Source organism: Kitasatospora aureofaciens, assembly GCF_001188955.3.
In the GTDB taxonomy this organism is placed as follows: Bacteria; Actinomycetota; Actinomycetes; order Streptomycetales; family Streptomycetaceae; genus Kitasatospora; species Kitasatospora aureofaciens.
Map to the genome: position 1 here is coordinate 373848 of NZ_JPRF03000032.1, position 26468 is coordinate 400315.

Annotated in this window: 24 protein-coding genes; 20 read left to right on the forward strand and 4 right to left on the reverse strand. The window is 70.9% G+C overall.

The window, feature by feature from the left end; translation table 11 throughout:
- Positions 1–5: 5 nt before the first annotated feature.
- From metH to HS99_RS22310, 3 genes are all read left to right on the forward strand, one after another.
- Positions 6–3515 (forward strand): methionine synthase, encoded by a 3510-nt coding sequence (gene metH / locus HS99_RS22300; protein ID WP_030286102.1) that lies wholly within the window; start codon positions 6–8, stop codon positions 3513–3515.
- A gap of 152 nt (positions 3516–3667) precedes the next feature.
- A complete protein-coding gene (locus HS99_RS22305) occupies positions 3668–4372 on the forward strand; it encodes an HAD family hydrolase (RefSeq protein ID WP_030286104.1) in 705 nt (234 codons plus the stop codon).
- A 255-nt stretch (positions 4373–4627) separates the two neighbouring features.
- On the forward strand, positions 4628–6247 hold the full coding sequence (locus tag HS99_RS22310; protein WP_030286106.1) for an ABC transporter substrate-binding protein: 1620 nt from the start codon (positions 4628–4630) through the stop codon (positions 6245–6247).
- A gap of 65 nt (positions 6248–6312) precedes the next feature.
- On the opposite strand, the gene HS99_RS22315 is transcribed toward HS99_RS22310, so the two are convergent.
- On the reverse strand, positions 6313–6984 hold the full coding sequence (locus HS99_RS22315; RefSeq protein ID WP_030286109.1) for a response regulator: 672 nt from the start codon (positions 6982–6984) through the stop codon (positions 6313–6315).
- A complete protein-coding gene (locus HS99_RS22320; protein WP_043389509.1) occupies positions 6984–7901 on the reverse strand; it encodes a RecB family exonuclease in 918 nt (305 codons plus the stop codon). The genes HS99_RS22315 and HS99_RS22320 overlap by 1 nt, the downstream gene beginning before the upstream one ends.
- Positions 7902–8144: 243 nt before the next feature.
- On the opposite strand from HS99_RS22320, the gene HS99_RS22325 reads away from it, so the two are divergent.
- The 3 genes from HS99_RS22325 to HS99_RS22335 all read left to right on the forward strand — a co-directional run bounded on the left by HS99_RS22325 (position 8145) and on the right by HS99_RS22335 (position 11149).
- Positions 8145–9356: a site-2 protease family protein gene (locus HS99_RS22325; RefSeq protein ID WP_078938527.1), complete on the forward strand. Its 1212-nt coding sequence runs from the start codon at positions 8145–8147 to the stop codon at positions 9354–9356.
- Between the two features lie 48 nt (positions 9357–9404).
- On the forward strand, positions 9405–10364 hold the full coding sequence (locus HS99_RS22330) for a tRNA (adenine-N1)-methyltransferase (RefSeq protein ID WP_030286114.1): 960 nt from the start codon (positions 9405–9407) through the stop codon (positions 10362–10364).
- Between the two features lie 122 nt (positions 10365–10486).
- Positions 10487–11149 carry a hypothetical protein gene (locus HS99_RS22335; protein ID WP_141763787.1) on the forward strand — a complete coding sequence of 221 codons (663 nt, stop codon included), beginning with the start codon at positions 10487–10489 and terminating at the stop codon, positions 11147–11149.
- A gap of 14 nt (positions 11150–11163) precedes the next feature.
- On the opposite strand, the gene HS99_RS22340 is transcribed toward HS99_RS22335, so the two are convergent.
- Complete coding sequence (locus HS99_RS22340) at positions 11164–11469, reverse strand: ferredoxin (protein WP_030286118.1); 306 nt, start codon at positions 11467–11469, stop codon at positions 11164–11166.
- 285 nt (positions 11470–11754) lie between these two features.
- On the opposite strand from HS99_RS22340, the gene arc reads away from it, so the two are divergent.
- The 7 genes from arc (at position 11755) to HS99_RS22375 (ending at position 20056) form a co-directional block, all read left to right on the forward strand.
- On the forward strand, positions 11755–13521 hold the full coding sequence (gene arc / locus HS99_RS22345) for a proteasome ATPase (RefSeq protein WP_030286120.1): 1767 nt from the start codon (positions 11755–11757) through the stop codon (positions 13519–13521).
- 228 nt (positions 13522–13749) lie between these two features.
- Positions 13750–15261: a depupylase/deamidase Dop gene (gene dop, locus HS99_RS22350; protein WP_191093610.1), complete on the forward strand. Its 1512-nt coding sequence runs from the start codon at positions 13750–13752 to the stop codon at positions 15259–15261.
- A gap of 183 nt (positions 15262–15444) precedes the next feature.
- Positions 15445–15663, forward strand: a complete 219-nt coding sequence (locus tag HS99_RS22355) for a ubiquitin-like protein Pup (protein WP_030286125.1) — start codon at positions 15445–15447, stop codon at positions 15661–15663.
- Positions 15664–15824: 161 nt separating this feature from the next.
- Positions 15825–16667: a proteasome subunit beta gene (gene prcB, locus HS99_RS22360; protein WP_030286127.1), complete on the forward strand. Its 843-nt coding sequence runs from the start codon at positions 15825–15827 to the stop codon at positions 16665–16667.
- A 31-nt stretch (positions 16668–16698) separates the two neighbouring features.
- A complete protein-coding gene (gene prcA, locus HS99_RS22365) occupies positions 16699–17460 on the forward strand; it encodes a proteasome subunit alpha (RefSeq protein WP_030286129.1) in 762 nt (253 codons plus the stop codon).
- 116 nt (positions 17461–17576) lie between these two features.
- Complete coding sequence (pafA, locus tag HS99_RS22370; protein ID WP_030286131.1) at positions 17577–18938, forward strand: Pup--protein ligase; 1362 nt, start codon at positions 17577–17579, stop codon at positions 18936–18938.
- A gap of 128 nt (positions 18939–19066) precedes the next feature.
- The gene (locus HS99_RS22375) at positions 19067–20056 is read left to right on the forward strand and encodes an FKBP-type peptidyl-prolyl cis-trans isomerase (RefSeq protein WP_037830163.1); all 990 of its coding nucleotides are present in this window, start codon (positions 19067–19069) and stop codon (positions 20054–20056) included.
- Positions 20057–20097: 41 nt separating this feature from the next.
- Here the strand turns inward: HS99_RS22375 and HS99_RS22380 are convergent, their stop codons facing one another.
- Positions 20098–21189 carry an IS630 family transposase gene (locus HS99_RS22380; RefSeq protein ID WP_030291294.1) on the reverse strand — a complete coding sequence of 364 codons (1092 nt, stop codon included), beginning with the start codon at positions 21187–21189 and terminating at the stop codon, positions 20098–20100.
- A gap of 250 nt (positions 21190–21439) precedes the next feature.
- On the opposite strand from HS99_RS22380, the gene HS99_RS22385 reads away from it, so the two are divergent.
- The 7 genes from HS99_RS22385 to tatA all read left to right on the forward strand — a co-directional run bounded on the left by HS99_RS22385 (position 21440) and on the right by tatA (position 26386).
- Positions 21440–22762 carry an FKBP-type peptidyl-prolyl cis-trans isomerase gene (locus tag HS99_RS22385; RefSeq protein WP_050366882.1) on the forward strand — a complete coding sequence of 441 codons (1323 nt, stop codon included), beginning with the start codon at positions 21440–21442 and terminating at the stop codon, positions 22760–22762.
- A gap of 162 nt (positions 22763–22924) precedes the next feature.
- A complete protein-coding gene (locus HS99_RS22390; RefSeq protein WP_030286136.1) occupies positions 22925–23308 on the forward strand; it encodes an FKBP-type peptidyl-prolyl cis-trans isomerase in 384 nt (127 codons plus the stop codon).
- Positions 23309–23504: 196 nt separating this feature from the next.
- On the forward strand, positions 23505–24482 hold the full coding sequence (locus HS99_RS22395) for a helix-turn-helix transcriptional regulator (protein WP_030286138.1): 978 nt from the start codon (positions 23505–23507) through the stop codon (positions 24480–24482).
- A 26-nt stretch (positions 24483–24508) separates the two neighbouring features.
- The gene (locus tag HS99_RS22400; protein ID WP_030286140.1) at positions 24509–25435 is read left to right on the forward strand and encodes a helix-turn-helix transcriptional regulator; all 927 of its coding nucleotides are present in this window, start codon (positions 24509–24511) and stop codon (positions 25433–25435) included.
- Positions 25436–25462: 27 nt separating this feature from the next.
- Entirely contained in the window at positions 25463–25669 is a 207-nt protein-coding gene (locus tag HS99_RS22405) for a hypothetical protein (protein ID WP_370863285.1), read from the forward strand.
- Between the two features lie 29 nt (positions 25670–25698).
- A complete protein-coding gene (locus tag HS99_RS45130) occupies positions 25699–25875 on the forward strand; it encodes a hypothetical protein (RefSeq protein WP_099054205.1) in 177 nt (58 codons plus the stop codon).
- A gap of 208 nt (positions 25876–26083) precedes the next feature.
- The gene (gene tatA / locus HS99_RS22410) at positions 26084–26386 is read left to right on the forward strand and encodes a Sec-independent protein translocase subunit TatA (protein WP_046386872.1); all 303 of its coding nucleotides are present in this window, start codon (positions 26084–26086) and stop codon (positions 26384–26386) included.
- Positions 26387–26468: the final 82 nt, after the last annotated feature.

Below are 26468 nucleotides of genomic sequence, written 5' to 3' on the forward strand. Positions count from 1 at the left end.
GCCCCATGGCCACTGCAGCCGACCCGTCCATCACTCAGCAGAGCCGCGCGAACGCGCTGCGCGAAGCACTCGCCACCCGGGTGGTGGTCGCCGACGGTGCGATGGGCACCATGCTCCAGGCGCAGGACCCGACGCTGGAGGACTTCCAGGACCTCGAGGGCTGCAACGAGGTCCTCAACATCACCCGGCCGGACATCGTCCGCTCCGTGCACGAGGCCTACTTCGCGGTGGGCGTGGACTGCGTCGAGACCAACACCTTCGGCGCCAACTTCGCCGCGCTGGGCGAGTACGACATCTCCGAGCGGATCTTCGAGCTCTCCGAGGCCGGCGCCCGGATCGCCCGCGAGGTGGCCGACGCCCACGCCGCCGACGGCCGCACCCGCTGGGTGCTCGGCTCGATCGGCCCCGGCACCAAGCTGCCGACCCTCGGCCACGCCCCGTACGAGACGCTGCGCGACGGCTTCCAGCAGAACGCGGCCGGCCTGATCGCCGGTGGCGCCGACGCGCTGCTGGTGGAGACCAGCCAGGACCTGCTGCAGACCAAGGCCGCGATCCTGGGCTCCAAGCGCGCCCTGGCCGAGGCCGGGCTGGACCTCCCGGTGCTGGTGCAGGTGACGGTGGAGACCACCGGCACCATGCTGCTCGGCTCCGAGATCGGCGCCGCGCTCACCGCGCTGGAGCCGCTCGGCGTCGACTTCATCGGCCTCAACTGCGCCACCGGCCCGGCCGAGATGAGCGAGCACCTGCGCTACCTGGCCAAGAACGCGAGGATCGGCCTGTCCTGCATGCCGAACGCGGGCCTGCCGGTGCTCGGCAAGGACGGTGCCCACTACCCGCTCTCCCCGGCCGAACTGGCCGAGGCGCACGACGTGTTCACCCGCGAGTACGGGCTCTCGCTGGTCGGCGGCTGCTGCGGCACCACGCCCGAGCACCTGCGCCAGGTGGTGGAGAAGGTCCAGGGCCGCCCGATCGCCCGGCGCGATCCCCAGCCGGAGCCCTCGGCCGCCTCGCTCTACCAGGCGGTGCCGTTCCGCCAGGACACCTCGTACCTGGCGATCGGCGAGCGCACCAACGCCAACGGCTCGAAGAAGTTCCGCGAGTCGATGCTGGCCGGCGACTGGCAGGCCTGCGTGGAGATCGCCCGGGACCAGATCCGGGACGGCTCGCACCTGCTGGACCTGTGCGTGGACTACGTCGGCCGCGACGGCGTCGCCGACATGAAGGAGATCGCCGGCCGGCTGGCCACCGCCTCCACCCTGCCGATCGTGCTGGACTCCACCGAGCCGCCGGTGCTGCAGGCCGGCCTGGAGGCGCTCGGCGGCCGCGCGGTGCTCAACTCGGTCAACTACGAGGACGGCAACGCCCCCGACTCGCGCTTCGGCCGGATCGCGTCGCTGGCCCGCGAGCACGGCGCCGGCCTGATCGCGCTGACCATCGACGAGCAGGGCCAGGCCCGTACGGCCGAGAAGAAGGTGGAGATCGCCGAGCGGCTGATCGCCGAGCTGACCTCCGACTACGGCATCGACGAGGGCTCGATCCTGGTCGACTGCCTCACCTTCACCCTGGCCACCGGCCAGGAGGAGTCCCGCCGGGACGGCATCGAGACGATCGAGGCGATCCGCGAGCTCAAGCGCCGCCACCCGGGGGTGCAGACCACCCTCGGCCTGTCGAACATCTCCTTCGGCCTCAACCCGGCCGCCCGCGTGGTGCTCAACTCGGTCTTCCTGCACGAGTGCGTGGAGGCCGGCCTGGACTCGGCGATCGTGCACGCCTCCAAGATCCTGCCGATCTCCCGGATCCCCGAGGACCAGCGCGAGGCCGCCCTCGACCTGGTGTACGACCGCCGCCGGGACGGCTACGACCCGCTGCAGCGCCTGCTGGAGCTGTTCGAGAACGTCTCCACCGCCTCGGTCAAGGCCTCCAAGGCGCAGGAGCTGGCCGCGCTCCCGCTGGAGGAGAGGCTGCAGCGCCGGATCATCGACGGCGAGCGGGGCGGCCTGGAGGCCGACCTGGACGAGGCCCTGGGCGAGCGCCCCGCGCTGGAGATCATCAACGACACGCTGCTGTCCGGCATGAAGGTGGTCGGCGAGCTCTTCGGCTCCGGCCAGATGCAGCTGCCGTTCGTGCTCCAGTCCGCCGAGGTGATGAAGACCGCGGTGGCCCACCTGGAGCCGCACATGGAGAAGTCCGAGAGCGAGGGCAAGGGCACCATCGTGCTGGCCACCGTCAAGGGCGACGTCCACGACATCGGCAAGAACCTGGTCGACATCATCCTGTCCAACAACGGCTACAACGTGGTCAACCTGGGCATCAAGCAGCCGGTCTCGGCGATCCTGGACGCCGCGCAGGAGCACAACGCGGACGTCATCGGCATGTCAGGCCTGCTGGTGAAGTCCACCGTGATCATGAAGGAGAACCTGGAGGAGCTGAACCAGCGCAAGCTGGCCGCCAGCTACCCGGTGATCCTCGGCGGCGCCGCCCTGACCCGCGCCTACGTCGAGCAGGACCTGCACGAGATCTACGAGGGCGAGGTCCGCTACGCCCGGGACGCCTTCGAGGGCCTGCGGCTGATGGACGCCCTGATCGCGGTCAAGCGCGGCGTGCCCGGCGCGACCCTGCCGGAGCTCAAGCAGCGTCGGCACGCCCGGGTCGAGGTGGAGGAGCCGGAGCCCGAGGTCAACCTCGGCCAGATCCGCTCCGACGTGGCGCTGGACAACGCGCTGCCCACCCCGCCGTTCTGGGGCGACCGGATCGTCAAGGGCATCCCGTTCGCCGACTACGCCTCCTGGCTGGACGAGGACGCGCTGTTCAAGGGCCAGTGGGGCCTGAAGGCCGCACGCAACGGCGACGGCCCGTCCTACGAGGAGCTGGTGGAGACCGAGGGCCGGCCGCGGCTGCGGGCCTGGCTGGACCGGCTGCAGACCGAGGGCTGGCTGGAGGCGGCCGTGGTCTACGGCTACTACCCGGCCAACTCCAAGGGCGACGACCTGATCGTCTTCCACGAGGACGGCACCGAGCGGACCCGCTTCACCTTCCCCCGCCAGCGGCGCGGCCGCCGGCTCTGCCTGGCGGACTTCTTCCGCCCGGAGGAGTCCGGCGAGCGGGACGTGGTCGGCCTGCAGGTGGTCACCATGGGCAACCGGATCTCCGAGGCGGCCAACGAGCTGTTCGCCGGGAACTCCTACCGCGACTACCTGGAGCTGCACGGCCTGTCGGTGCAGCTGGCCGAGGCGCTCGCCGAGTTCTGGCACGCCCGGGTCCGCTACGAGCTGGGCTTCTCCGGCGAGGACCCGCAGGACGTCAAGGACATGTTCGCGCTCAAGTACCGGGGCGCCCGCTTCTCGCTCGGCTACGGAGCCTGCCCCGAGCTGGAGGACCGCGCCAAGATCGCCGAGCTGCTGAAGCCCGAGCGGATCGGCGTGGTGCTCTCCGAGGAGTTCCAGCTGCACCCGGAGCAGTCCACCGACGCGATCGTGATCCACCACCCGGAGGCGAAGTACTTCAACGCCCGGTAATCCGGACGCCCTTCTCCGTTCGCTCTTTCCGGGCGAAGCGGGCGTATCCTTGATGATCCTGAACGGGCCGGTCCGCTCACCAGCGGGCCGGCCTGTGCCATCCCCGGCGGCGTCCCAGGACGCTCCGCGGGGCACTGCCGGAAGGACGCGCCATGACCACCAGCTCCACCACCGCCCTGGCACTCGACCACGGGGACGACCGCGGCCTGCAGGCGGTGCTGCTGGACATGGACGGGACGCTGGTGGACACCGAGGACTTCTGGTGGCAGGCCGAGGCCACGCTCTTCGCCGAGCTGGGCCACCAGCTGGACGAGCAGGACCGGGCGCACGTGGTCGGCGGCCCGATGACCCGGGTGATGGACTACCTGGTCGCCCGCACCGGGGTGGACATCGCCCCGGCCGACCTGGGGGTGCTGGTCAACCAGCGCTTCGTCGACCTGCTGGCCGGCGGCGTGCCGCTGATGCCGGGCGCCGAGCGACTGCTCAACACCCTCGCCGCGCACGGCGTCCCGGCCGCGCTGGTGTCCGCCTCGCACCGGCACGTGATCGACATCGTGCTGCGCTCGCTGGGTGCCGAGTACTTCGCCTTCAGCATCGCCGGGGACGAGGTGCCGCGCACCAAGCCGTTCCCGGACCCGTACCTGGCGGCGGCCTGCCGGCTGGGCGCGGAGCCGGGCCGCTGCGTGGTCGTCGAGGACACCCCGACCGGGGTGCGTGCGGGCGAGGCGGCCGGCTGCCCGGTGATCGCGGTGCCCTCGGTGGCGCCGATCGAGGCGGCGCCCGGCCGGCTGGTGGTCCCCTCGCTCGAGCAGGTCGATCTCGAACTGCTGCGCTCGCTGGTCGCCTCGCGGGTGTAGCCGGGGCGGGCGGAGTGGGAAGCGCTTGATGTGATTGTCATCTCATTGCGCCTCGCCCCTACTCGCCGGTAAACGCTCCCACCGGGCATCTGGGGACGGCCGGCCGGGGAGAAAACGGGCATTGCCTGACAACTCGTCGGGTGCGCCTCGCTGCCCCCGATCACCGTGTCCCAAACGTCATCTGCACGGGTAGCGGTCGTGCGTGTTCGATATGGCACGCTACTCGGGTTCGTGACACCCCCGAAGGACGCTCCCTTGAAGACTTCAGCTGAACGCCTGGCAGCACTCGGCTGCGCCGGTCTGGTCGCCGTGACGGTGGCCGGTTGCGGATCGGTCACCGACGCCGTCAAGGGGGACAGTGGCGGCAAGGCGATCACCATGGGCACCCGCGGCCTCACCAGCGTCCTGGACCCGGCCGGCGCCTACGACACCGGCTCGTGGCTGGTGCTCTCCAACACCTTCCAGTCGCTGCTCGCCTTCCCTCCCGCCGCCAGCTCCCCGACCCCGGACGCCGCCCAGTCCTGCGAGTTCGTCAGCGGGGACACCACCCAGTACCACTGCGTGCTCCGCCCCGATCAGAAGTTCGCCAACGGCCACGCCCTCACGGCCGCCGACGTCGTGTTCTCGATCCAGCGGACCAAGAAGATCAAGGACCCGAACGGTCCGAGCGGCCTGCTGGACACGATCAAGTCGGTCGAGGCGAAGGGCGACAACGAGGTGGTCTTCCACCTCTCCGCACCCGACGCGACCCTGCCGGCCAAGCTGGCCACCCCGGCCGGCGCCATCGTCGACCACGAGGTCTACCCGGCCGACAAGCTGCTCGACAACGACAAGGTCGTCGGCTCCGGCCCGTACAAGCTCGACTCGGTCGAGACCATGACCCCCGAGGGCGGTAGCGCCAAGGTCCTCGCCAAGGTCGTGCTGACTCCCAACAGCAAGTACGCCGGCGACGCCAAGCTGCAGAACGACAAGTTCACCGTGCGGTACTTCGACAACCCCGCCGCGCTGAAGGACGAGTTGGACAAGGGCGGTGTCGACCTCACCGACAACAGCCTGGAGCCGAACACCGCCGCCCGGATCCTCGACGACCAGCAGAACGGCAAGGGCGACCTGGCCGTCGTCCAGGGCGACAGTTCCGACACCAACTCGATCGCCTTCAACACCAAGGACGCCACCACCGGGAACCTCGCCGTCCGTCAGGCCGTGGCGCAGCTGGTCGACCGGAAGGCCCTCGCCCGCGACGTCTTCGCGCGCACCGTCCAGCCGCTGTACTCGATGGTCCCGACCGGCATCGCCGGCCACAACACCGTCTTCTCCGACAAGTACGGCGACCCCGACGTCGCCAAGGCCAAGGCGATCCTCGCAGCCGCCAAGGTCCCCGTGCCGGTCAAGCTCAATCTCGCCTCGGGGCGCTCGCGCACCGGCACCAACGAGATCGACACCCTGAAGCGCCAGTTGGAGACGGGCGGTCTGTTCCAGGTCACCACCCAGGTGGAGAACGATTCGGCCGCCTACCAGAAGGGCCGGAGCGAGGGCAAGTACCAGGCGTACCTGGTCGGATGGACCGCCGACTACCCGGACCCCGACAACTACATCGGGCCGCTGGTCACCGAGGACAGCGTCTACCGCACCGGGTGGGTGGACGAGCGGGTCACTCAGAAGCTGCTGCCGGAAGGTCTCAAGCAGGCCGACCGCGGCGCCGTGAACGGGATCTACAACCAGGTCCAGGGCATCGTCGCGGAGAACGTGCCGCTGATCCCGATGTTCCAGACCAAGGCCTTCTTCGCGGCCAAGCCGTACGTCACCGGCGTCGAGTCGACCGTCGACACCACCGGCGTCTTCCGCTTCTGGGAGATCGGCCGCAACAAGAAGTAGCGCCCCGCGCGCGGCGGCCCGCCGCCTCCCCCGGACCCGGGAGAGGCGGCGGGCCGCCGCGCTGTCTACAGGGTGCCCGGGCGCACCAGCCCGCTCTCGTAGGCGTACACCGCCGCCTGCACCCGGTCGCGCAGCTGGAGCTTGGTCAGCACGTGGCCGACGTGGGTCTTCACCGTGGTCTCGCTGACGAACAGCTCGGCCGCGATCTCCGCGTTCGACAGCCCGCGCGCCACCAGCTTCAGCACCTCCAACTCCCGCTCGGTCAGCGCGCTCAGCGCCTGCGGCGGCGCCTCCTCGCCCGAGGGCAGCTTGGTGGCGTACATGTCCAGCAGCCGGCGGGTGATGCTCGGCGCCAGCATCGCCGCGCCGTCCGCGACCACCCGGATCGCCTGCACCAGCTCCTCCGCCGGGACGTCCTTCAGCAGGAAGCCGCTGGCACCGGCGCGCAGCGCCTCCACCACGTACTCGTCCAGGTCGAAGGTGGTCAGCACCAGCACCTTGGCCGGGCCGTCACGCCCCGGTCCGGCGATCCGGCGGGTCGCCTCGACGCCGTCCATCCGCGGCATCCGGATGTCCATCAGCACCACGTCGGGCTGCAGCGCCCGCACCTGGTCCAGCGCCTGCTGACCGTCGCCGGCCTCGCCGACCACCACCAGGTCGGACTCGGCCTCCAGGATCATCCGGAAACCGGTGCGCAGCAGCGGCTGGTCGTCGACCAGCAGCACTCGGATCGTCACTAGGACTCCTCGCTCATCGGATCCCCCGTGGGATCGCTCTCATCCGACGTACGGGCTTGTGCCGGCACGGGCAGCGGGTACGGCGGCGGGGTGCCGCCGAACTCCGGGCAGCTGGCCTGGTGGTCGCACCAGTCGCACAGCCGGTTCCGGGTGGCCGGGAAGTCCCCGGTGGCCACCGCGTGGCTGATCCGCTCCCACAGCGCCTGCAGCTTGCGTTCCACCGCGAGCAGGTCGGCCTCGTCCGGGTCGTAGCTCACCACGTCCCCGCCCCCGCCGAGGTAGACCAGCTGGAGGCGCTTGGGGATCACGCCCTTCCAGCGCCACACCACCAGCGCGTAGAACTTCATCTGGAACATCGCCTTGCCCTCGAAGTCCCGCGAGGGCGCCCGGCCGGTCTTGTAGTCCACCAGCCGGACCTCGCCGGTGGGGGCGACGTCCACCCGGTCGATGTAGCCGCGCAGCAGCAGCCCCGACTCCAGTGACGTCTCCACGTACAGCTCCCGCTCCACCGGGTGCAGCCGGGTCGGGTCCTCCAGCCGGAACCACTGGCCGACCAGCTTCTCGGCGTCGGCCAGCCAGCGGGTCAGCGCCGCGCCGTCCGGGTCGTCGGGGAACAGCGAACCCAGCTCCGGGCGCTCGCCGAGCAGCCGCTCCCACTGCGGGCGCAGCAGGCCCAGCGCCCGCTCCGGCGTCCGCTGGGCCGCCGGGCTGTCGAACAGCCGCTCCAGCACCGCGTGCACCAGCGTGCCCCGGGTCGCCGCCGGACTCGGCGGCTCCGGCAGCCGGTCGATCACCCGCAGCCGGTACAGCAGGGGACAGGTGAGGAAGTCCCCCGCGCGGGACGGGGACAGCCCGGTCGGGGGCGCCGCCGGGCGCGCCGGGGCCCCGGCGGCACTGCTGGTGTCGGTCTGCTGCATGGCTACGACCCTATTGCCCTTTGCTGTCATCCCGCTGCCACCGTGCTGCCACGGCGCCGGGACCGGCGGGGCAGCCCCGCCGGTCCGAAGCCGGTCCGAGCCGGTCCGGGGCCGGTCCGAGCCGGTCCGGGGCCGGTCCAGTGGGTATGAAGCCTGACAGAGGGGCGCGCGGCACCGAGTGGCCGCGATCACGTAGCGTGGGCGCACCGGGGACACGACGGGCGGACGACCGAAGGGATCACGGTGAGCGACACCAGGGGGCAGCAGACCTCCGACCAGCCACCGCAGGACGGCGGGCGCCCCACCGGGCCGCCCCCGGAGCGCGGCGGCGGCCTCCTGATGGGGCGCCCCTTCGGCGTGCCCATCTACGTCACGCCGTCCTGGTTCGTCATCGCCGCCCTGATCACCTGGGTGTTCGGCGGGCAGCTCGGCGACGTCCTGCCCGAACTCGGCAGCGGCGTGCGCTACCTGCTGGCCTTCTTCTTCGCCGTCGCCTTCTACGCCTCCGTCCTGGTCCACGAACTCGCCCACACCCTGGTCGCGCTGCGTTACAAGCTCGGGGTGCGGCGGATCCAGCTGCAGTTCTTCGGCGGCGTCTCCGAGATCGAGAACGAGGCCGAGAGCCCCTGGCGCGAGTTCTGGCTGGCCTTCGTCGGCCCGCTGCTGTCCCTGGTGCTCGGCGGCGTCTTCTACCTCGCGCTGCGCGCCGTCGAACTGTCCAGCGTGCCCGGCGTGCTGCTGACCGGCCTGATGGTCTCCAACCTGGTGGTCGCCGCCTTCAACCTGCTGCCGGGCCTGCCGCTGGACGGCGGCCGGATGCTGCGCGCCGTGGTCTGGGCCGTCAGCGGCAGGGCGATGACCGGCACGGTGGCCGCCGCCTGGATCGGCCGGGCGCTGGCGATCGTGGTGCTGGTCGGCCTGCCGCTGGTCAGCGCCTCCCGCAGCGGCGAGCGCACCACCACCGACACCCTGGTCGACGCGGTGCTGGCCGCCGTGCTGGCCGCGATCATCTGGAACGGCGCCACCGGCAGCCTGCGCAACGCCCGGCTCAAGGAGGCGCTGCCCGAACTGCGGCTGCGCGACCTCGCCCGCCGCACCGTCGAGGTCACCGCCGACACCCCGCTCGGCGAGGCCATGCGCCGGGCCCGCGAGGCCCAGGCCGGCGCGGTCGTGGTGGTGGACGGCCGGGGCGACCCGATCGCCATCGTCCGCGAGTCCGCGGTACGCGCCGTACCGGAGCACCGCCGCCCCTGGGTGGCCGTCGGCCCGCTCGCCCGCGACCTCGAACCCGGGCTGCGGCTGGACGTCGACCTCGGCGGCGAGGACCTGCTGCGGGCCGTCCAGGCCACCCCGGCGGGGGAGTACCTGGTGGTCGAGGCGGACGGCCGGGTGTACGGCGTGGCCGCGCTCACCGACATCGAGCGGCGCCTCACCGCCGCCGTCTCGGGCAGGTGACCAGGCCCTGGTGAGGCGGGGCGGCCCGCTTCCCTTAGGATTGGCCGCATGTCCGAACCGACCGGTGCCGCCCGCCGACGCGGGCCCTTCCAGGTCGGGGACCAGGTCCAGCTGACCGACCCCAAGGGTCGCCACTACACGTTCACGCTCCAGGCCGGGAACCAGTTCCACACCCACAAGGGTGCGTTCCCGCACGACGAGCTGATCGGCGCTCCCGAGGGCACGGTCGTGCGCACCACGGGGAACGTCCCGTACCTCGCGCTGCGCCCCCTGCTCCCCGACTACGTCCTGTCCATGCCGCGCGGCGCCGCCGTGATCTACCCCAAGGACGCGGGGCAGATCCTGGCGATGGCCGACATCTTCGCGGGCGCCCGCGTGGTCGAGGCGGGTGTCGGCTCCGGGGCGCTCAGCACCTACCTGCTGCGCGCCGTCGGCGAGCAGGGCTCGCTGGCCTCCTACGAGCGCCGGCAGGACTTCGCGGACATCGCCCGCGGCAACGTCGAGCGCTACTTCGGCGGCCCGCACCCGGCGTGGAAGCTGACCGTCGGCGACCTCCAGGACAACCTGGTCGAGACCGACGTCGACCGCGTCATCCTCGACATGCTGGCCCCCTGGGAGTGCCTGGACGTCGCCTCCAAGGCGCTCGTCCCCGGCGGCCTCATCTGCTGCTACGTGGCCACCACCACGCAGATGTCCAAGACCGTCGAGGCGCTGCGCGACCACGGCACCTTCACCGAGCCGCAGGCCTGGGAGACCATGGTCCGCACCTGGCACCTGGAGGGCCTGGCCGTCCGCCCGGACCACCGGATGATCGGCCACACCGGCTTCCTGCTCACCGCCCGCCGCCTGGCGGACGGCGTCGAGCCGCCGCTGCGCCGCCGCCGCCCGGCCAAGGGCGCCTACGGCGAGGACTACGACAGCGGGGCGCCCGAGCCGACCCTGCAGGAGCGGGCCGCGGCCCGCAAGGCCTCCCGCGGCGCGGAGGACGAGCAGCCCGACCTGGGCTGACCCGGAACCCGAGAAGGGGTGGTGCGAGCTCGACGCCCGCACCACCCCTTCCTTTTGTCGCTCTCGGCACCGGCGCGCCCTTCGGCTCCCCGGTCGAGAGCGGACGCGCGCGGTGTGGGACGATGCTCGCTCACGCAGACCAGCTCCTGGAGCTCTGGAGGGGACGCCTGGTGGAGACCGCGGTCGGGACGACGACGGCGACGGCTGGACAGCAGACACCGCGGGGCCGCTCCGGGCCCGGACGCGCGCGAACCGCCCCCCGGCACTGGGCCGTTGCCTTGGCCGGCTGCGGCGCGGTGGTGGCCGCGGCGCTCGCCGCCTCCCCGGCGACCGGCACCCCGCTGGCGGCCAGGGGCACCCCGAAGGCCCTCGCCGCGAGCACCGCCCCCGACCCGGCCCGGGCCCAACTGCCGATGGACTGCGGCCCCTTCCCGGTCAAGACGGTGCTCAGCGTGCCCGCCGACCTGGGCGACGGGCACCCCGGCACGGTCGTCGCCGCGCACTGCGCCACCGACACCGGCAACCCCCCGGACTCCGTCTACCTGCTCGGCTTCGGCCCGGGCGAGCGCCCGGTGGTGGTCGCGACCCTGCTGACCGAGCGCGAGAACCTCACCATCGGAAGACTCGCGGTGCGCTCCGACGGCGCCATCACCGGCCGCGCGCAAGGGTATTCGAGCGACGACGTCCCGCGCTTCCGCCCCGACGTCTCACTCGACCTCACCTGGACGCACCGGGGCGGCAGCTGGGAACGCTCCCAGTCCGCCGCCCCGGCCGGCTCCGCCTGAGGCCCGCGTCGGCCCTACTCGGCGTCCGGCCCGTAGACCTCGACCCGGTCGGTGACCCGGCGCACGTGGATGCAGTCGCCGGGGCACTCCTTGGCCGAGTCCACCACGTCCTGAAGGAGCGTCAGCGGCACCGGGGCCGTCTCCCCGGGCTGCTGGCGCAGTTCGTCGTCCGGGCCCTTCACGTACGCGAGTCCGTCGATGTCCAGCTCGAAGACCTCGGGCGCGTACTGGGCACAGATGCCGTCGCCGGTGCACAGATCCTGGTCGATCCACACCTCCAGCTCCTCGGTCGCCGCCGCGGTCTGCTCCGTCACCGACATGTCCCCTGCCGTTTCTGTCCCGGGTCGCCCCTATTCCTGGAGCAATCCCGCCATTCGTACAACGATCGGACCCGAGTACCGCGGTCGCGGTCGGATATCACTTCGCTCGACGATACATCTGGCCCGCTTTGGGTGGTGCGCGGTGGGTATCCCCTTAGCAGAGGGGAAGCACGCTGGGGCGAAGATCGGACACGCCCGTTCCATCTTTCTTGATCTAGGGGTTTACGGACCCCTGGTCCCAGGTAGGGTCTGGAAGCGTCCAGCTCCCCGGAGGAGGTGAGGACCGTGGCAGCCCACGATGACGACTACAACCGCAGCACCGGCAGGCCCGCTCGTGGTTCCGACGAGGCCGCTCAGGTCTCGTACCTTGAGCAGGAAATCGCCGTACTGCGCCGCAAGCTCGCCGACTCGCCGCGCAATTCGAGAATCCTCGAAGAGCGGATCGTCGAGCTCCAGACCAACCTGGCCGGCGTGACCGCCCAGAACGAACGACTCGCCTCCACCCTGCGCGAGGCCCGCGACCAGATCGTGGCCCTCAAGGAGGAAGTGGACCGGCTGGCACAGCCCCCGGCCGGGTTCGGCACCTTCCTCGCGGCGAACGAGGACGGTACCGCCGACATCTTCACCGGCGGTCGCAAGCTCCGCGTCAACGTCAGCCCGAACGTCGCCCTCGACGAACTGCGGCGCGGCCAGGAAGTGATGCTCAACGAGGCCCTCAACATCGTGGACGCGATGGCCTTCGAGCGCATCGGCGAGATCGTCACCCTCAAGGAGATCCTGGAGGACGGCGAGCGCGCCCTGGTCATCGGCCACACCGACGAGGAGCGCGTGGTGCGCCTCGCCGAGCCGCTGCGCGAGGTCACCATCCGGGCCGGGGACGCCCTGCTGCTGGAACCCCGCTCCGGCTACGTGTACGAGGTCGTGCCGAAGTCCGAGGTCGAGGAGCTGGTCCTCGAGGAGGTCCCGGACATCGACTACCGCCAGATCGGCGGCCTGAGCAACCAGATCGAGCAGATCCGCGACGCGGTCGAGCTGCCCTACCTGCACGCCGACCTCTTCAAGGAGTTCGAGCTGCGCCCGCCCAAGGGCGTGCTGCTCTACGGCCCGCCCGGCTGCGGCAAGACGCTGATCGCCAAGGCGGTCGCCAACTCGCTGGCCAAGAAGGTCGCGGAGGTCACCGGCCGCCCCCAGGGGAAGAGCTACTTCCTCAACATCAAGGGCCCCGAGCTGCTCAACAAGTACGTGGGCGAGACCGAGCGGCAGATCCGCCTGGTCTTCCAGCGGGCCCGGGAGAAGGCGAGCGAGGGCACGCCCGTCATCGTCTTCTTCGACGAGATGGAGTCGCTGTTCCGCACCCGCGGCTCCGGCGTCAGCTCGGACGTGGAGAACACCATCGTCCCGCAGCTGCTCGCGGAGATCGACGGCGTGGAGGGCCTGGAGAACGTCATCGTCATCGGCGCCTCGAACCGCGAGGACATGATCGACCCGGCGATCCTGCGGCCCGGCCGCCTGGACGTCAAGATCAAGATCGAGCGCCCGGACGCCGAGGCCGCGAAGGACATCTTCTCCAAGTACCTCAGGGACTCGTTGCCGTTCCACCCGGACGACCTCAAGGAGCACGACGGCTCCGTCGAGGCCACGGTGGCGGCGATGATCCAGTCGGTCGTGGAGCGGATGTACTCCGAGACCGAGGAGAACCGCTTCCTGGAGGTCACCTACGCCAACGGTGACAAGGAGGTCCTGTTCTTCAAGGACTTCAACTCCGGCGCCATGATCCAGAACATCGTCGACCGCGCGAAGAAGATGGCCATCAAGGACTTCCTCGACCACGGTCAGCGCGGTCTGCGCGTCTCCCACCTGCTCGCCGCCTGCGTGGACGAGTTCAAGGAGAACGAGGACCTGCCCAACACCACCAACCCGGACGACTGGGCCCGCATCTCCGGCAAGAAGGGCGAGCGGATCGTCTTCATCCGCACGCTGGTCACCGGCAAGCAGGGCGCCGAGTCCGGCCGCTCGATCGACACTGTCGCCAACACGGGGCAGTACCTGTAAGCACGCGGTTGTCCGGGCCGGCAGCGGTCCCCGGAGCTGTACGCACACCGTCCGGCTGTGGCGCCTCGCGGCCCCGCAGCCGGACGGCGCGTCTCGGGGCCCGCCGGTCGACGCCGCATTCTAGGCTCGACCCACCGTCCGCGGGCAGTCCGCCGGCGTCGGTGTTGTTCAGCGGTACGTCAGCGTGTGCCGTCCGTCGGGGGCGGTGCACCGGGCAAGGAGGGCCGCATGACCGTACGGCGCGTGATGGGCATCGAGACCGAGTACGGGATCTCCGTGCCCGGGCACCCCAACGCCAACGCCATGCTCACCTCGTCCCAGATCGTCAACGCCTACGCGGCGGCGATGCACCGGGCGCGGCGGGCCCGCTGGGACTTCGAGGAGGAGAACCCGCTGCGCGACGCGCGGGGCTTCGACCTCGCGCGGGAGGTGGCGGACGCGAGCCAGCTGACCGACGAGGACATCGGCCTCGCCAACGTCATCCTGACCAACGGGGCCCGCTTCTACGTGGACCACGCCCACCCCGAGTACAGCTCGCCCGAGGTGACCAACCCGCGCGACGCCGTGCTGTGGGACAAGGCCGGCGAGCGGATCATGGCGGCCGCCGCGCAACGCGCGCTGGAACTGCCCAACGGGCAGAACATCCACCTCTACAAGAACAACACCGACAACAAGGGCGCCTCCTACGGCACCCACGAGAACTACCTGATGAAGCGGGCGACGCCGTTCGCCGACATCGTCCGCCACCTCACCCCGTTCTTCGTCTCCCGCCAGGTGGTCACCGGCGCCGGCCGGGTCGGCATCGGCCAGGACGGCTCGGCGCACGGCTTCCAGATCAGCCAGCGGGCGGACTACTTCGAGGTCGAGGTCGGCCTGGAGACCACCCTCAAGCGGCCGATCATCAACACCCGGGACGAACCGCACGCCGACGCCGAGAAGTACCGGCGGCTGCACGTGATCATCGGGGACGCCAACCTCTCCGAGATCTCCACCTACCTCAAGCTGGGCACCACCTCACTGGTCCTGTCGATGATCGAGGACTCCTTCATCGCCTCCGACCTCGCCGTCGACCAGCCGGTGCGCACCCTGCACCGGGTCTCCCACGACCCGACGCTCAAGCACCTGATCACCCTGCGCAACGGGCGCAAGCTCACCGCCGTCCAGCTGCAGCTGGAGTACTTCGAGCTGGCCCGCAAGTACGTCGAGGACCGCTTCGGCAACGACGCCGACGAGCAGACCGTGGACGTGCTCACGCGCTGGGAGGACGTCCTCGGGCGGCTGGAACGCGACCCTATGTCGCTCTCCAAGCAGCTGGACTGGGTCGCCAAACGGGAGATCCTCGAGGGCTACCGCAGCCGGGACGCCCTGCAGTGGGACAACCCGCGGCTGCACCTGGTCGACCTCCAGTACAGCGATGTACGGGCCGAGAAGGGCCTCTACAACCGCCTGGTGGCCCGCGGCCGGTTCGACCGGCTGCTGACCGAGGAGGAGGTCGAGCGGGCCGTCACCAAGCCGCCCGAGGACACCAGGGCGTACTTCCGCGGGCGCTGCCTGGAGCAGTACGCGGAGCACGTCGCGGCGGCCTCCTGGGACTCGGTGATCTTCGACCTGCCGGGCCGGGACTCGTTGCAGCGGGTGCCCACGCTGGAGCCGCTGCGCGGCACCCGCAACCACGTCAAGGAGCTGCTGGACCGCTGCCGCACGGCGGAGGACCTGCTGCGCGTACTGGCCGGCGGGTAACTTTTCGATCACCACGGGTGAACGTCCGCCGAATGGGAATCATCCGGGGTGGCAGCGGGTGTTGGACAGGAGGCGCCACCGGCAAACCGGGAGCGGCAGTCGCACCTTGTGTATAGGGTCGGAGCCAACCGGCAACGACCGACCGACCAAACCGTGCCAGACGATTCGAGCGGGGTGAGGGAAATGGCGAGCAAGGACACCGGCGGCGGCCAGCAGCGGGCAAACCGCTCCTCCGAGGAGGTCGAGGAGCAGGTCGCGGAAACCCAGAATTCCGATGACCTCAAGGAACGCCAGGAAAAGCTGAGCGACGACGTCGACGCCGTGCTGGACGAAATCGACGAGGTCCTGGAGTCGAACGCGGAAGATTTCGTGCGCGGCTTCGTGCAGAAGGGCGGGCAATAGCCCTTCCCCGGTATTCGGGAATTCACGGTCGCGACCGTCCCGGGCGGCCGGACGGCAGCGGCCGTCCGGCCGCCCGGCACCGGCCCCTCCACGCGTGGACAGTGATCGTCGGCGGGTAGGGTGCGGGCATTGCGCGCTTCAAGCTACCTGGAAGGAATCGTGTGGAAGCCAACACTCGTGGCACCGGGCGTCTACCGGCTGCCTTCCTGACCCCGGGGTCCTCCTCGTTCCTCGACTTCCTCGCCGAGCACAAGCCGGAGCTGCTCCCCGGCCGAACCGGGCTCCCCGAGGGATCCGTGGTGGAGGCCCCGCACGGGACCACGATCGTGGCCGCGGTCTTCGACGGCGGTGTGGTCATCGCCGGTGACCGCCGGGCGACCATGGGCAACGTCATCGCCCAGCGCGACATCGAGAAGGTGTTCCCGGCCGACGAGTACAGCGCCGTCGGCATCGCCGGCACCGCCGGCCTCGCGGTCGAGATGGTGCGGCTGTTCCAGCTGGAGCTGGAGCACTACGAGAAGATCGAGGGCACCACGCTCTCCCTGGAGGGCAAGGCCAACCGCCTCACCAGCATGATCCGGGGCAACCTCGGCATGGCGATGCAGGGCCTCGCGGTGGTGCCGGTCTTCGCCGGCTACGACCTCGACCGGGGCCGCGGCCGGATCTTCAACTACGACGTCACCGGCGGGCGCTCCGAGGAGCGCGGCTTCGCCGCCACCGGCTCGGGCTCGGTCTTCGCCCGCGGCTCGCTGAAGAAGCTCTACCGCGAGGACCTGACGGCCGAGCAGGCCGTCACCCTGGTAGTCCAGGCGCTCTACGACGCGGCGGACGACGACTCCGCCACCGGCGGGCCGGACCTGGCCCGCAAGATCTTCCCGATCGTCTCGCTGATCACCGAGGACGGTTTCCGCCGGCTCACCGACGCCGAGGTCGCCGAGACCGTGGTCGCCATCACCGACGAGCGCCTGACCCGGCCCGACGGCCCGCGGGCCCCGCTGATCTAGCCATCACCTCACAGGAAAGGGACGACCGCCGGTGTCGACACCGTTCTACGTCTCACCCCAGCAGGCCATGGCGGACCGCGCGGAGTACGCCCGCAAGGGCATCGCTCGCGGCCGCAGCGTGGTCGTGCTCACCTACGCCGACGGCATCGTCTTCGTCGCGGAGAACACCTCCAGGGCGCTCCACAAGGTCTCCGAGATCTACGACAAGATCGCCTTCGCGGCGGTCGGCCGCTACAACGAGTTCGAGAACCTGCGCATCGGCGGCGTCCGCTACGCCGACCTGCGCGGCTACTCCTACGACCGGGCCGACGTCACCGCCCGGGGCCTCGCCAACGTGTACGCCCAGACCCTGGGCACCGTCTTCTCCTCGGTCGGCGAGAAGCCGTACGAGGTCGAGCTGATCGTCGCGGAGGTCGGCCGGACCGCGGACAACGACCAGATCTACCGGCTCACGCCGGACGGCTCGGTCGTCGACGAGAAGAACTACGTGGTGGTCGGCGGCAACGCCGACTCGATCGGCAACTACCTGGGCCAGCGCCACCGGGTGGGCATGAGCCTCACCGAGGCGGTGAAGGTCGCGGTGGACTCGCTCGCCCGCGACCCCAACGGCGGCAGCCCGCGGGCCCTCACCCCGGAACAGCTGGAGGTCGCGGTCCTCGACCGCCAGCGGTTCCAGCAGCGCAAGTTCAAGCGGATCCTGGGCAACCAGCTCGGTCGCCTGCTCGACGGCGACCAGTCCGCCGAGGCGGACGACGAGGACAGCCCGGCGGACACCACGCCGTCGGACGAGTAGTACGGCGGAGTCCCGTACGGCGGCCGGACCGCCGTCGTACGGGACTCCGGTGCCCCTGCGGCGGCCCAGTCGTCGTGGAGGCGGTTTCGGACAGCTCCGACCAGATAGGAGTGCTCATGGACCGCCGGATTTTCGGGCTGGAGAACGAGTACGGCGTGACCTGTACGTTCCGCGGGCAGCGGCGGCTGTCGCCGGACGAGGTCGCGCGGTACCTGTTCCGCCGGGTCGTCTCCTGGGGCCGCAGCAGCAACGTCTTCCTGCGCAACGGCGCCCGCCTCTACCTCGACGTCGGCTCCCACCCCGAGTACGCCACCCCCGAATGCGACGACGTGGTCGAGCTGGTGACGCACGACAAGGCGGGCGAGCGCATCCTCGAAGGACTCCTGGTGGACGCCGAGCGGCGGCTGCACGAGGAGGGCATCGCGGGGGACGTCTACCTCTTCAAGAACAACACCGACTCGGCCGGCAACTCCTACGGCTGCCACGAGAACTACCTGGTGGCCCGGCACGGCGAGTTCTCCCGGCTGGCCGACGTGCTGATCCCGTTCCTGGTGACCCGCCAGCTGATCTGCGGCGCGGGCAAGGTGCTGCAGACCCCGCGCGGTGCGGTGTACTGCGTCAGCCAGCGGGCCGAGCACATCTGGGAGGGCGTCAGCTCCGCCACCACCCGCTCCCGCCCGATCATCAACACCCGGGACGAGCCGCACGCGGACGCCGAGCGCTACCGCCGGCTGCACGTGATCGTCGGCGACTCCAACATGTCCGAGACCACCACCCTGCTCAAGGTCGGCGCCACCGACCTGGTGCTGCGGCTGATCGAGGCCGGCGTGGTGATGCGCGACCTCACCCTGGAGAACCCGATCCGGGCGATCCGCGAGGTCAGCCACGACCTCACCGGAACCCACCAGGTGCGCCTCGCCAACGGCCGGGAGGCCAGCGCGCTGGACATCCAGGAGGAGTACTACACCAAGGCCCTGGAGTTCGCCGACCGCAAGGGCATCAACACCGGCACCATCGCCCGGGTCCTCGACCTGTGGGGCCGCACCCTGGAGGCCGTGCGCACCGAGCGGCTGGACGGGGTGGCCACCGAGATCGACTGGATCATGAAGTACAAGCTCATCGAGCGCTACCGCGACAAGCACCAGATGACGATGTCCAACCCGCGGGTCGCCCAGATCGACCTCGCGTACCACGACATCCACCGTCGGCGCGGCCTGTTCTATCTGCTCCAGGGCAAGGGCCAGGCGGAGCGGGTGACCACCGACCTCAAGACCTTCGAGGCCAAGTCGATCCCGCCGCAGACCACCCGGGCCCGGCTGCGCGGAGACTTCATCCGCCGGGCGCAGGAGCAGCGCCGGGACTTCACGGTGGACTGGGTGCACCTGAAGCTGAACGACCAGGCGCAGCGCACGGTGCTGTGCAAGGACCCGTTCCGTTCGGTGGACGAGCGGGTGGAGAAGCTGATCGCCGGCATGTGATCGTCGACCCCGGGTGACCGCCCGGCACGCGTCCGGCCCCGGTGGTGCCTACCGGGGCCGGACGCGTGCCGGGCATACGCTGTTCGTCGAGCCAGGAGAGCCGACTTCGACCGACAGTTAGGACCACCGTGCGCCGCACCGCCGGTTTGCTTCTTACCCTGCCCCTGCTGCTCGCGGTGGCCTGCAGCAGCTCGCCCAAGGCGGCCGGTCCGGCGACACCGTCCACGGCGAGCGCCGCGCCGACGGTGCCGCCGCCGGTGGGGGAGGCGTCCCCGATGCCCACTCTTTCGGGTGGCGGTTTCGGCAGCAAGGCCACCATCACCATTCCCGAGGGCCAGCAGCCCAGCGGCCAGTTCGTGGTGAACACGGTCACCGACGGGGAGCGCTCGACGGTCAACAAGGGCGACTGGGTGACCGTCAACTACACGGCGAAGGACTGGACCACCGGCAAGGACCTGCCCAGCTCGTACGACGACAACGGCAAGCCGCAGCTCTACCAGGCCGGCAGCGGGCAGCTGGTGCCGGCGCTGGACCAGAGCGTGATCGACAAGAAGGTGGGCACCCGGCTGCTGGTCGTGGCCCCGCCGGCGGCGGCCTTCGGCGAGCAGGGCTCCAACCAGCTGGGCGTCAACAAGGGCGACACCGTGGTGTTCGTGCTGGACATCATGGAGAGCGTGCCGCAGGACTCCGTGCTGACCGGGAACATGACCCAGGCGGCCGCGACGCTGCCGCAGGTCAAGGACAACGGCAAGGCGCCGGTCGGGATCACCGTCCCGGCGGGGGAGGCCGCGCCCGCCGACCTCCAGCAGGCGGTGCTGATCAAGGGCGAGGGCAAGCAGGTCAAGTCCGGGCAGACCCTGGTGCTGCAGTACACCGGGGTGCTCTGGAGCAACGGGCAGCAGTTCGACTCCTCCTGGACGCACGGCGGCGCGCAGGCGGTGCAGATCGGCACCGGCAGCGTGATCGAGGGCTGGGACAAGGGACTGGTCGGGCAGAACGTGGGCAGCCGGGTGCTGCTGGTGGTGCCCCCGGCGCTCGGGTACAAGGACCAGGCACAGGGTTCGGTGCCGCCGAACTCCACGCTGGTCTTCGTGATCGACATTCTGGAAGCGGTCTAGGCCCCAGCGCCGCCCCGCAGACGCGAGTTTGAAGACAGGTCCTAGTGTTCTGAGTCAGGAATTCGCTTCAGATATCCGGCTAGGCGGTTGAGGATCTCGTCGGCGGTCTTGGTCCAGACGTAGGGCTTCGGGTCGGTGTTCCAGGTGGCGATCCAGTCACGGATATCGGCTTCGAGGGCCTGGACGGACTTGTGGACGCCTCGCCGTATCTGCTTGTTCGTCAGTTCGGCGAACCAGCGCTCGACCAGGTTGAGCCATGACGAGCCGGTCGGGGTGAAGTGCAGGTGGAAGCGAGGGTGGGAGACCAGCCAGGTCTTGATCGCCGGCGTCTTGTGGGTGGCGTAGTTGTCCAGCACGAGGTGAACATCCAGCCCCTCGGGGACCTCCTTGTCCAGCCGGAGCAGGAACTTCTTGAACTCCTCGGCCCGGTGGCGGCGGTGAAGCGAGCCGATGACCTTGCCGGTGGCGACCTCGAGTGCGGCGAACAGGGTGGTGGTGCCGTGGCGGACGTAATCGGCGGTCATCCGCTGCGGCACGCCCGGCATCATCGGCAGCACCGGCTGGGACCGGTCAAGCGCCTGAATCTGGGATTTCTCGTCCACGCAGAACACCAGGGCACGCTCGGGCGGGTCGAGGTAGAGGCCGACCACGTCATGGACCTTGTCCACGAAGTACGGGTCGGTGGACAGCTTGAAGGTCTCAGCGCGATGCGGCTGCAGTCCGAACGCGCGCCAGACCCGTGACACGGTGGACTGGGACAGACCGGTCTCCCTGGCCATCGACCGGGTCGACCAGTGCGTAGCGTCCTTCGGGGTGCGCTCCAGGGTCTTGGCGACCAGCTCGGCCACCTGCTCGTCGGTCACCGTGCGGGGACCTCCCGGCCTGGGCATGTCGCCCAGACCGGCGATCCGGTGCTCGACGAACCTGGCCCGCCACCGGCCGACCGCATGCGGCGTCGATCCCAGCCGCTCCGCGACGTCCTTGTTGGACGCGCCGCTCGCGCACTCCAGGATGATCCGGCACCGCAAAGCCCAGGCCTGCGGCGTCGACCGGCGACGCACCCACCCCTCCAGGGCAGCCCGCTCATCCTCCGACAACACCAACTCGACCTTCGGCCGACCCGTCCGCGCCACAGCCCCAGTCTATATTTATGAATGAAATTCCAGACTCAGGACACTAGGAAGTCGCCGGGAGGATTCCGTACGCTTGGGCGGACGCTCGTACAACGAAGCGTCCGCCCTCATCCTGAGCTGTCATACTGCCCTCGCACTGTGGCACGCGCCGCCCGGCGCCGAGGTCCGGGCGGGCGGTGCGGCGGCAGGCCGGCGCTCACCACGCCGGGCGAAGACCTGGAAGACCTCGTGGCGAGATGGATGGGGAGTCATGACTGAGAAGACGCCGAGCCCGGGCGGGGCCGGCACCGCGGCGAACGACAGCTCTGCGGGTGACCCGGCCGCCTCTCGTCCCGGCGGCCCGATTGCGGCGGACCGCGAGTCGATCGTCGTCCCCCCGGCGATCCTCGCGCAGCAGGCCGGCTGGGCGCAGCCCGGCGAGAAGCCGCGGCCGGCGGGCGGGACCAGGACGGACGCCGAGGACGCCCCGCAGATCTTCGCCAGCAGCGTGCGCAAGGCCGAGGCCTCCGAGGCCGGGTACGACGAGAACCCTCCGGGTGTGGGCAAGCTGGGCGTGATCCTCGGCACGGTGCTGGCGCTGCTGCTGGTCGGCAGCGGCATCACGCTGTACATGGTGAACAAGGACAACTCCAAGGACACCTCCGCGGCCGCCCAGCCGGACGCCACCAAGTCCGCGCCGCCCACCCCGAGCGCCGAGCCGGTGCCGCCGATCAAGGACAGCGCCAAGGTGCTGCCGACGGTCACCGGTGACTTCGGCAAGAAGGCCGACATCCAGGTGCCGGGCGACAAGTCCGACGGTTCCTTCGTGGTGAAGGTGCTGTCCGAGGGCAGCGGCCCCAAGGTGGACAAGAACAACTGGACCTCGGTGGACTACACCGCCAAGGACTGGAACACCGGCAAGGACATTCCGAGCTCGTACGACGACAAGGGCAAGCCGCAGATCTTCCAGGCCGGTACCGACGCGCTGATCCCGGCGCTGGACCAGGCCGTGATCGGGAAGAAGGCCGGCAGCCGGCTGCTGGTGGTGGCCCCGCCGGCCGCGGGCTTCGGCTCCCAGGGCAAGCCGGACATGTCGATCGGTGCCAAGGACGACCTGATCTTCGTGATCGACGTCCGCAACACCAACGCGCCGGACGCCGTGGTGAGCGGTACCGTCACCCCGCCGCCGGCGGACTTCCCGCAGGTCAAGGACAACGGCAAGAAGCCGGCCGAGATCACCCCGGTGGCCGGTGCCAAGGACCCGACCGAGCTGAAGACCCACGTCCTGATCAAGGGCACCGGGCCGGTGGTGGAGAAGGGCGAGAAGGTCGTCGTCCAGTACACCGGCGCGCTCGCCAAGGACGGCAAGGTCTTCGACTCCTCGCTCAGCAAGGGCCAGGCGTTCTCCTTCGCGGTCGGCGGCGGCCAGGTCATCCAGGGCTGGGACCAGGGGCTGGCGGGCCAGACCGTCGGCAGCCGGGTCGAGCTGGTGATCCCGGCCTCGCTGGGCTACGGGGACAAGGGCCAGGGCGACATCCCGCCCGGCGCGACGCTGGTCTTCGTGGTGGACATCCTGGACGCCGGTCAGGGCTGATCCACTTTCGGGTGACAATGGTGGGCGTGTGACCTTCGGGGTCGGCCGCGTGGCCGCACCCCACGGGCGGCGGGCGCCCGTACCGTGGTCCAGGAACGGACCGTGGTGCGGGCGCCCGCCGCTTGGTCGTCTATGGAATTCGCGAACGTGAGAAGAGGGACCATGGCTGTGAACCTCAACGAGAAGCCCGAGATCGACTTCCCGATCGGTGACGCTCCGAAGGAGCTGCAGATCCGCGACATCGTCGTGGGCGACGGCGAGGAGGCCAAGCCGGGCCAGACGGTCAGCGTCCGCTACGTGGGCGTGACCTTCGAGACCGGCGAGGAGTTCGACGCGAGCTGGAACCGGAGTCCCAACGAGTTCCGCTTCCCGCTGGGCAAGGGCCGCGTCATCAAGGGCTGGGACCAGGGTGTCGTCGGCATGAAGGTCGGCGGCCGTCGCGAGCTGACCATCCCGTCGCACCTGGCGTACGGCGCCCAGTCGCCGACCCCGGCGATCCCGCCGCACTCGACCCTGATCTTCGTGGTCGACCTGCTGGGCGTCTGAGCCTGCGCTGACCTCGGGCCGGACCCCTGCGGGGGCCCGGCCCGAGGCCGTGTTCGGGCCCGAACGGCACGGCGCGACGAACGGGCGTGGGACGCGGCTTTTGCAGTGCGTACCGCTACCGGTACGGTCGGTCCCGCCGGGTGAGGGTCGCCCGGGCGCACCCCGCGCACGGCGCGGCACACCGGAAGGGTCACCGATGGCGATCGCCAAGGCAGAGCGGCTGATGAATCTCGCCCTGTGCCTGATGAACACCAGACGCCCGCTCTCCAAGAAGGAGCTGCGGGAATCGATCGAGGCGTACCGCGAAGCCTGGCAGAACAGCAGCGAGGACGCCTTCAACCGGATGTTCGAGCGGGACAAGGACGACCTGCGCGAGCTCGGCCTGGTGATCGACGTCGACGAGAGCGCGCTGGACGGCGAGCTCGGCTACCTCGCCCGCCCCGACCGCAACCGGCTGCCGGAGATCGCGCTGGACGCCGAGGAGGCCGCCGCGCTCACCCTGGCCGCCCGGGTCTGGCAGCAGGCCAAGATGTCCGGTGCGGCCAGCGGCGCGCTGCAGAAGCTGCGCGCGGCCGGAATCCCGTTCGGCGAGGCCGCCGAGGGCCGTACGGCCCTGGAGCCGCGCATCCCCGCCCGGGAGGCCGCGTTCGAGCCGCTGCTCACCGCCGCCCGGGACCGCCGCCCGGTCACCTTCGAGTACCGCAAGGCCGGGGCCGCCGCCGTCGAGCAGCGCAGCGTCGAGCCGTGGGCGCTGGAGTGCTGGCGCGGGCACTGGTACCTGGCCGGGTACGACCGGGACCGCGGCGACGCCCGGGTGTTCCGGCTCAGCCGGATCACCGGCAAGGTGAAGGCCAAGGGCGGCGCCTTCCTCGGCACGGTGCCCGAGCACGTGGACGTCCGGGCCACCGTGGCCAAGTTCGCCGGCGAGGGCGCCACCGCCACCGCGACCGTCCGGGTCCGCCGGGGCGCGGGCTTCCCGCTGCGCACCAAGGCGCTGCACAGCACCCGGGTCGACGAGGGCTGGGACGAGCTGGAGATCCCGTACGGCAACGGGCTGGGCGCCGACCTCGCCGAGTTCGGGCCGGACGTACTGGTGCTCGGGCCGGAGGAGCTGCGGGCGGATGTGGTCGACCGGCTGCGGGCGGTCGCGGGATTCGAAGGAGCGGGCGCGTGAGCAATGCCATCGACCAGACGCGACGGATGCTGTCGCTGGTCACCTACCTGCGCGAGCGGCCCGGGGCCGAGGTCGCCGAGGTGGCCCGGGCGTTCGGGATCAGCGAGCGGGAGCTGATCGGGGACCTCAACGTGCTGCCGATGTGCGGCACCAGCTTCCGCGGCGGTGACCTGCTCGACATCGACACCGACGGCGAGCGGATCTGGTGGCACAACGTCGACGACGTGGCCCAGCCGCTGCGGCTGGCCGCCGACGAGGCCACCGCGCTGCTGGTGGCCGCCCGTGCGGTGGCCGGGCTGCCGGGCCTGCGGGCCGGCGACCGCGAGGCACTCACCCGGGCCGTCGCCAAGATCGAGAACGCGGCCGGGGAGAGTGCCGAGGGCAGCGCCCGGGTCGGCGTGACCTTCGAGGCGGAGAGCCACGTCTTCGCGGACATCGACCGCGCGCTCAGCGAGGGCCGCCGGGTCTGGCTGCGCTACTACTCGCACGGGCGCGGCGGGATGACCGAGCGCGAGGTCGACCCGATCCGGCTGCTCACCGAGGGCCACACCTACCTCGAGGCCTGGTGCCGCACCTCGGAGGACCACCGGATGTTCCGGCTGGACCGGGTCGCCGAGATCCGCGTCCTGGACGTCCCGGCCGACCCGCCCCGGCGCGAGCCGCGCGACCTCAGCGGCGGGCTGGTCAACCCGGCGGCGGACGACCCCGAGGTGGTGGTGGAGGTCTCCTCCGGCGGCCGCTGGGTCGCCGAGTACTACACCCACGACCGGGCCGAGGAACTGCCCGACGGCGGGTTGCGGATCACCCTGCGCAGCGCCGACCCCTCCCAGCTGCGCCCGCTGGCGCTGCGGCTGGGCCGGGACGGCCGGATCGTCTCGCCGCCCGAACTGGCCGAGCAGGCGCGCTCGGCGGCGCGGGAGGCGCTGGCCGCCTACGGGGAGGGGCAGGTCTGAGCGGTGGAGCCCGGGACGAGATTCAAGGTGTACTGCTCGCAGTGCCGCGAGAAGGTCGAGCTCCCGGCCGAGGAGTTCCGGCTGACCTTCGGCCGGACCCCGGCGCAGGCGCACTACAGCTTCGGCTGCCCGCTCTGCGGGGCGGCGGTGCGCAAGCCGGCCGGGGACAAGATCGTCGAGGCGCTCACCGCGGCGGGGGTGCGCACCATGCGGCTCGTCCCGGTCGAGGGGTAGCGCGCCCGCGCCCCGTATAGGGTGGGCGCATGCCCTGGATGCTCGTCGCCGCCGTCCTGCTCGCCACCGCGGGCCTGCTGGTCCTCGGGGTCCTCGCGATCCGGCTGTGGCTGGACGTGCGGGCGCTCGCCAAGGGCGTGGACGCGGCCTCGCGGGCGCTGACCGAGGCGGCGGGGGAGCTGGCGTCGGCGGTTCCGAACCCGTAGGGCGTCCGGCTGCCAGCACACGCGGGGCACCGGCGGTACGGGGAATGCTGCTCGGAGGTAGGGGCGGGTTACGCTCTCAGGTGGCTCCTGAACCGCGAACCGGGGGCCGCTGTCCTGTTCGGGCGGCCGTCGTCGGGGCGTCATCCGCAGTGGTTACCATCCGCGGCGGGCGGCCTGCCGGGCCGCGGATGCTGAAGGTGGTTGACGCATGCGCTTCTCGATGACCGCGATCGTGGTGGTCGCAGTGGTTGCCATCGTGCTGTTCGGGGCCAAGCGGCTGCCCGAGCTGGCGCGCTCGCTGGGGCAGTCGATGCGGATCCTGAAGAGCGAGGCCAAGGCGATGCGTTCGGAGGACGAGCCGGACGGGAGCGCGCCGTCGGCCCGGCCGCAGGTCGCGCCGCAGCCGGCGGCCAGGACCGTCCAGACCGCTCCGGGGGCCTCGGCCACGGCCCGTCCGGTCGCCGAGCCGGGCGCCGGGCAGGATGCGCCCGACGGCGACCGACCGCACTGAGCGCGGCGCATGTGACGCACCCGACGTACACGGCGCGCGTGACGTACGCGACGCACGCGACCACGGGGGCCCGCCGACCGGC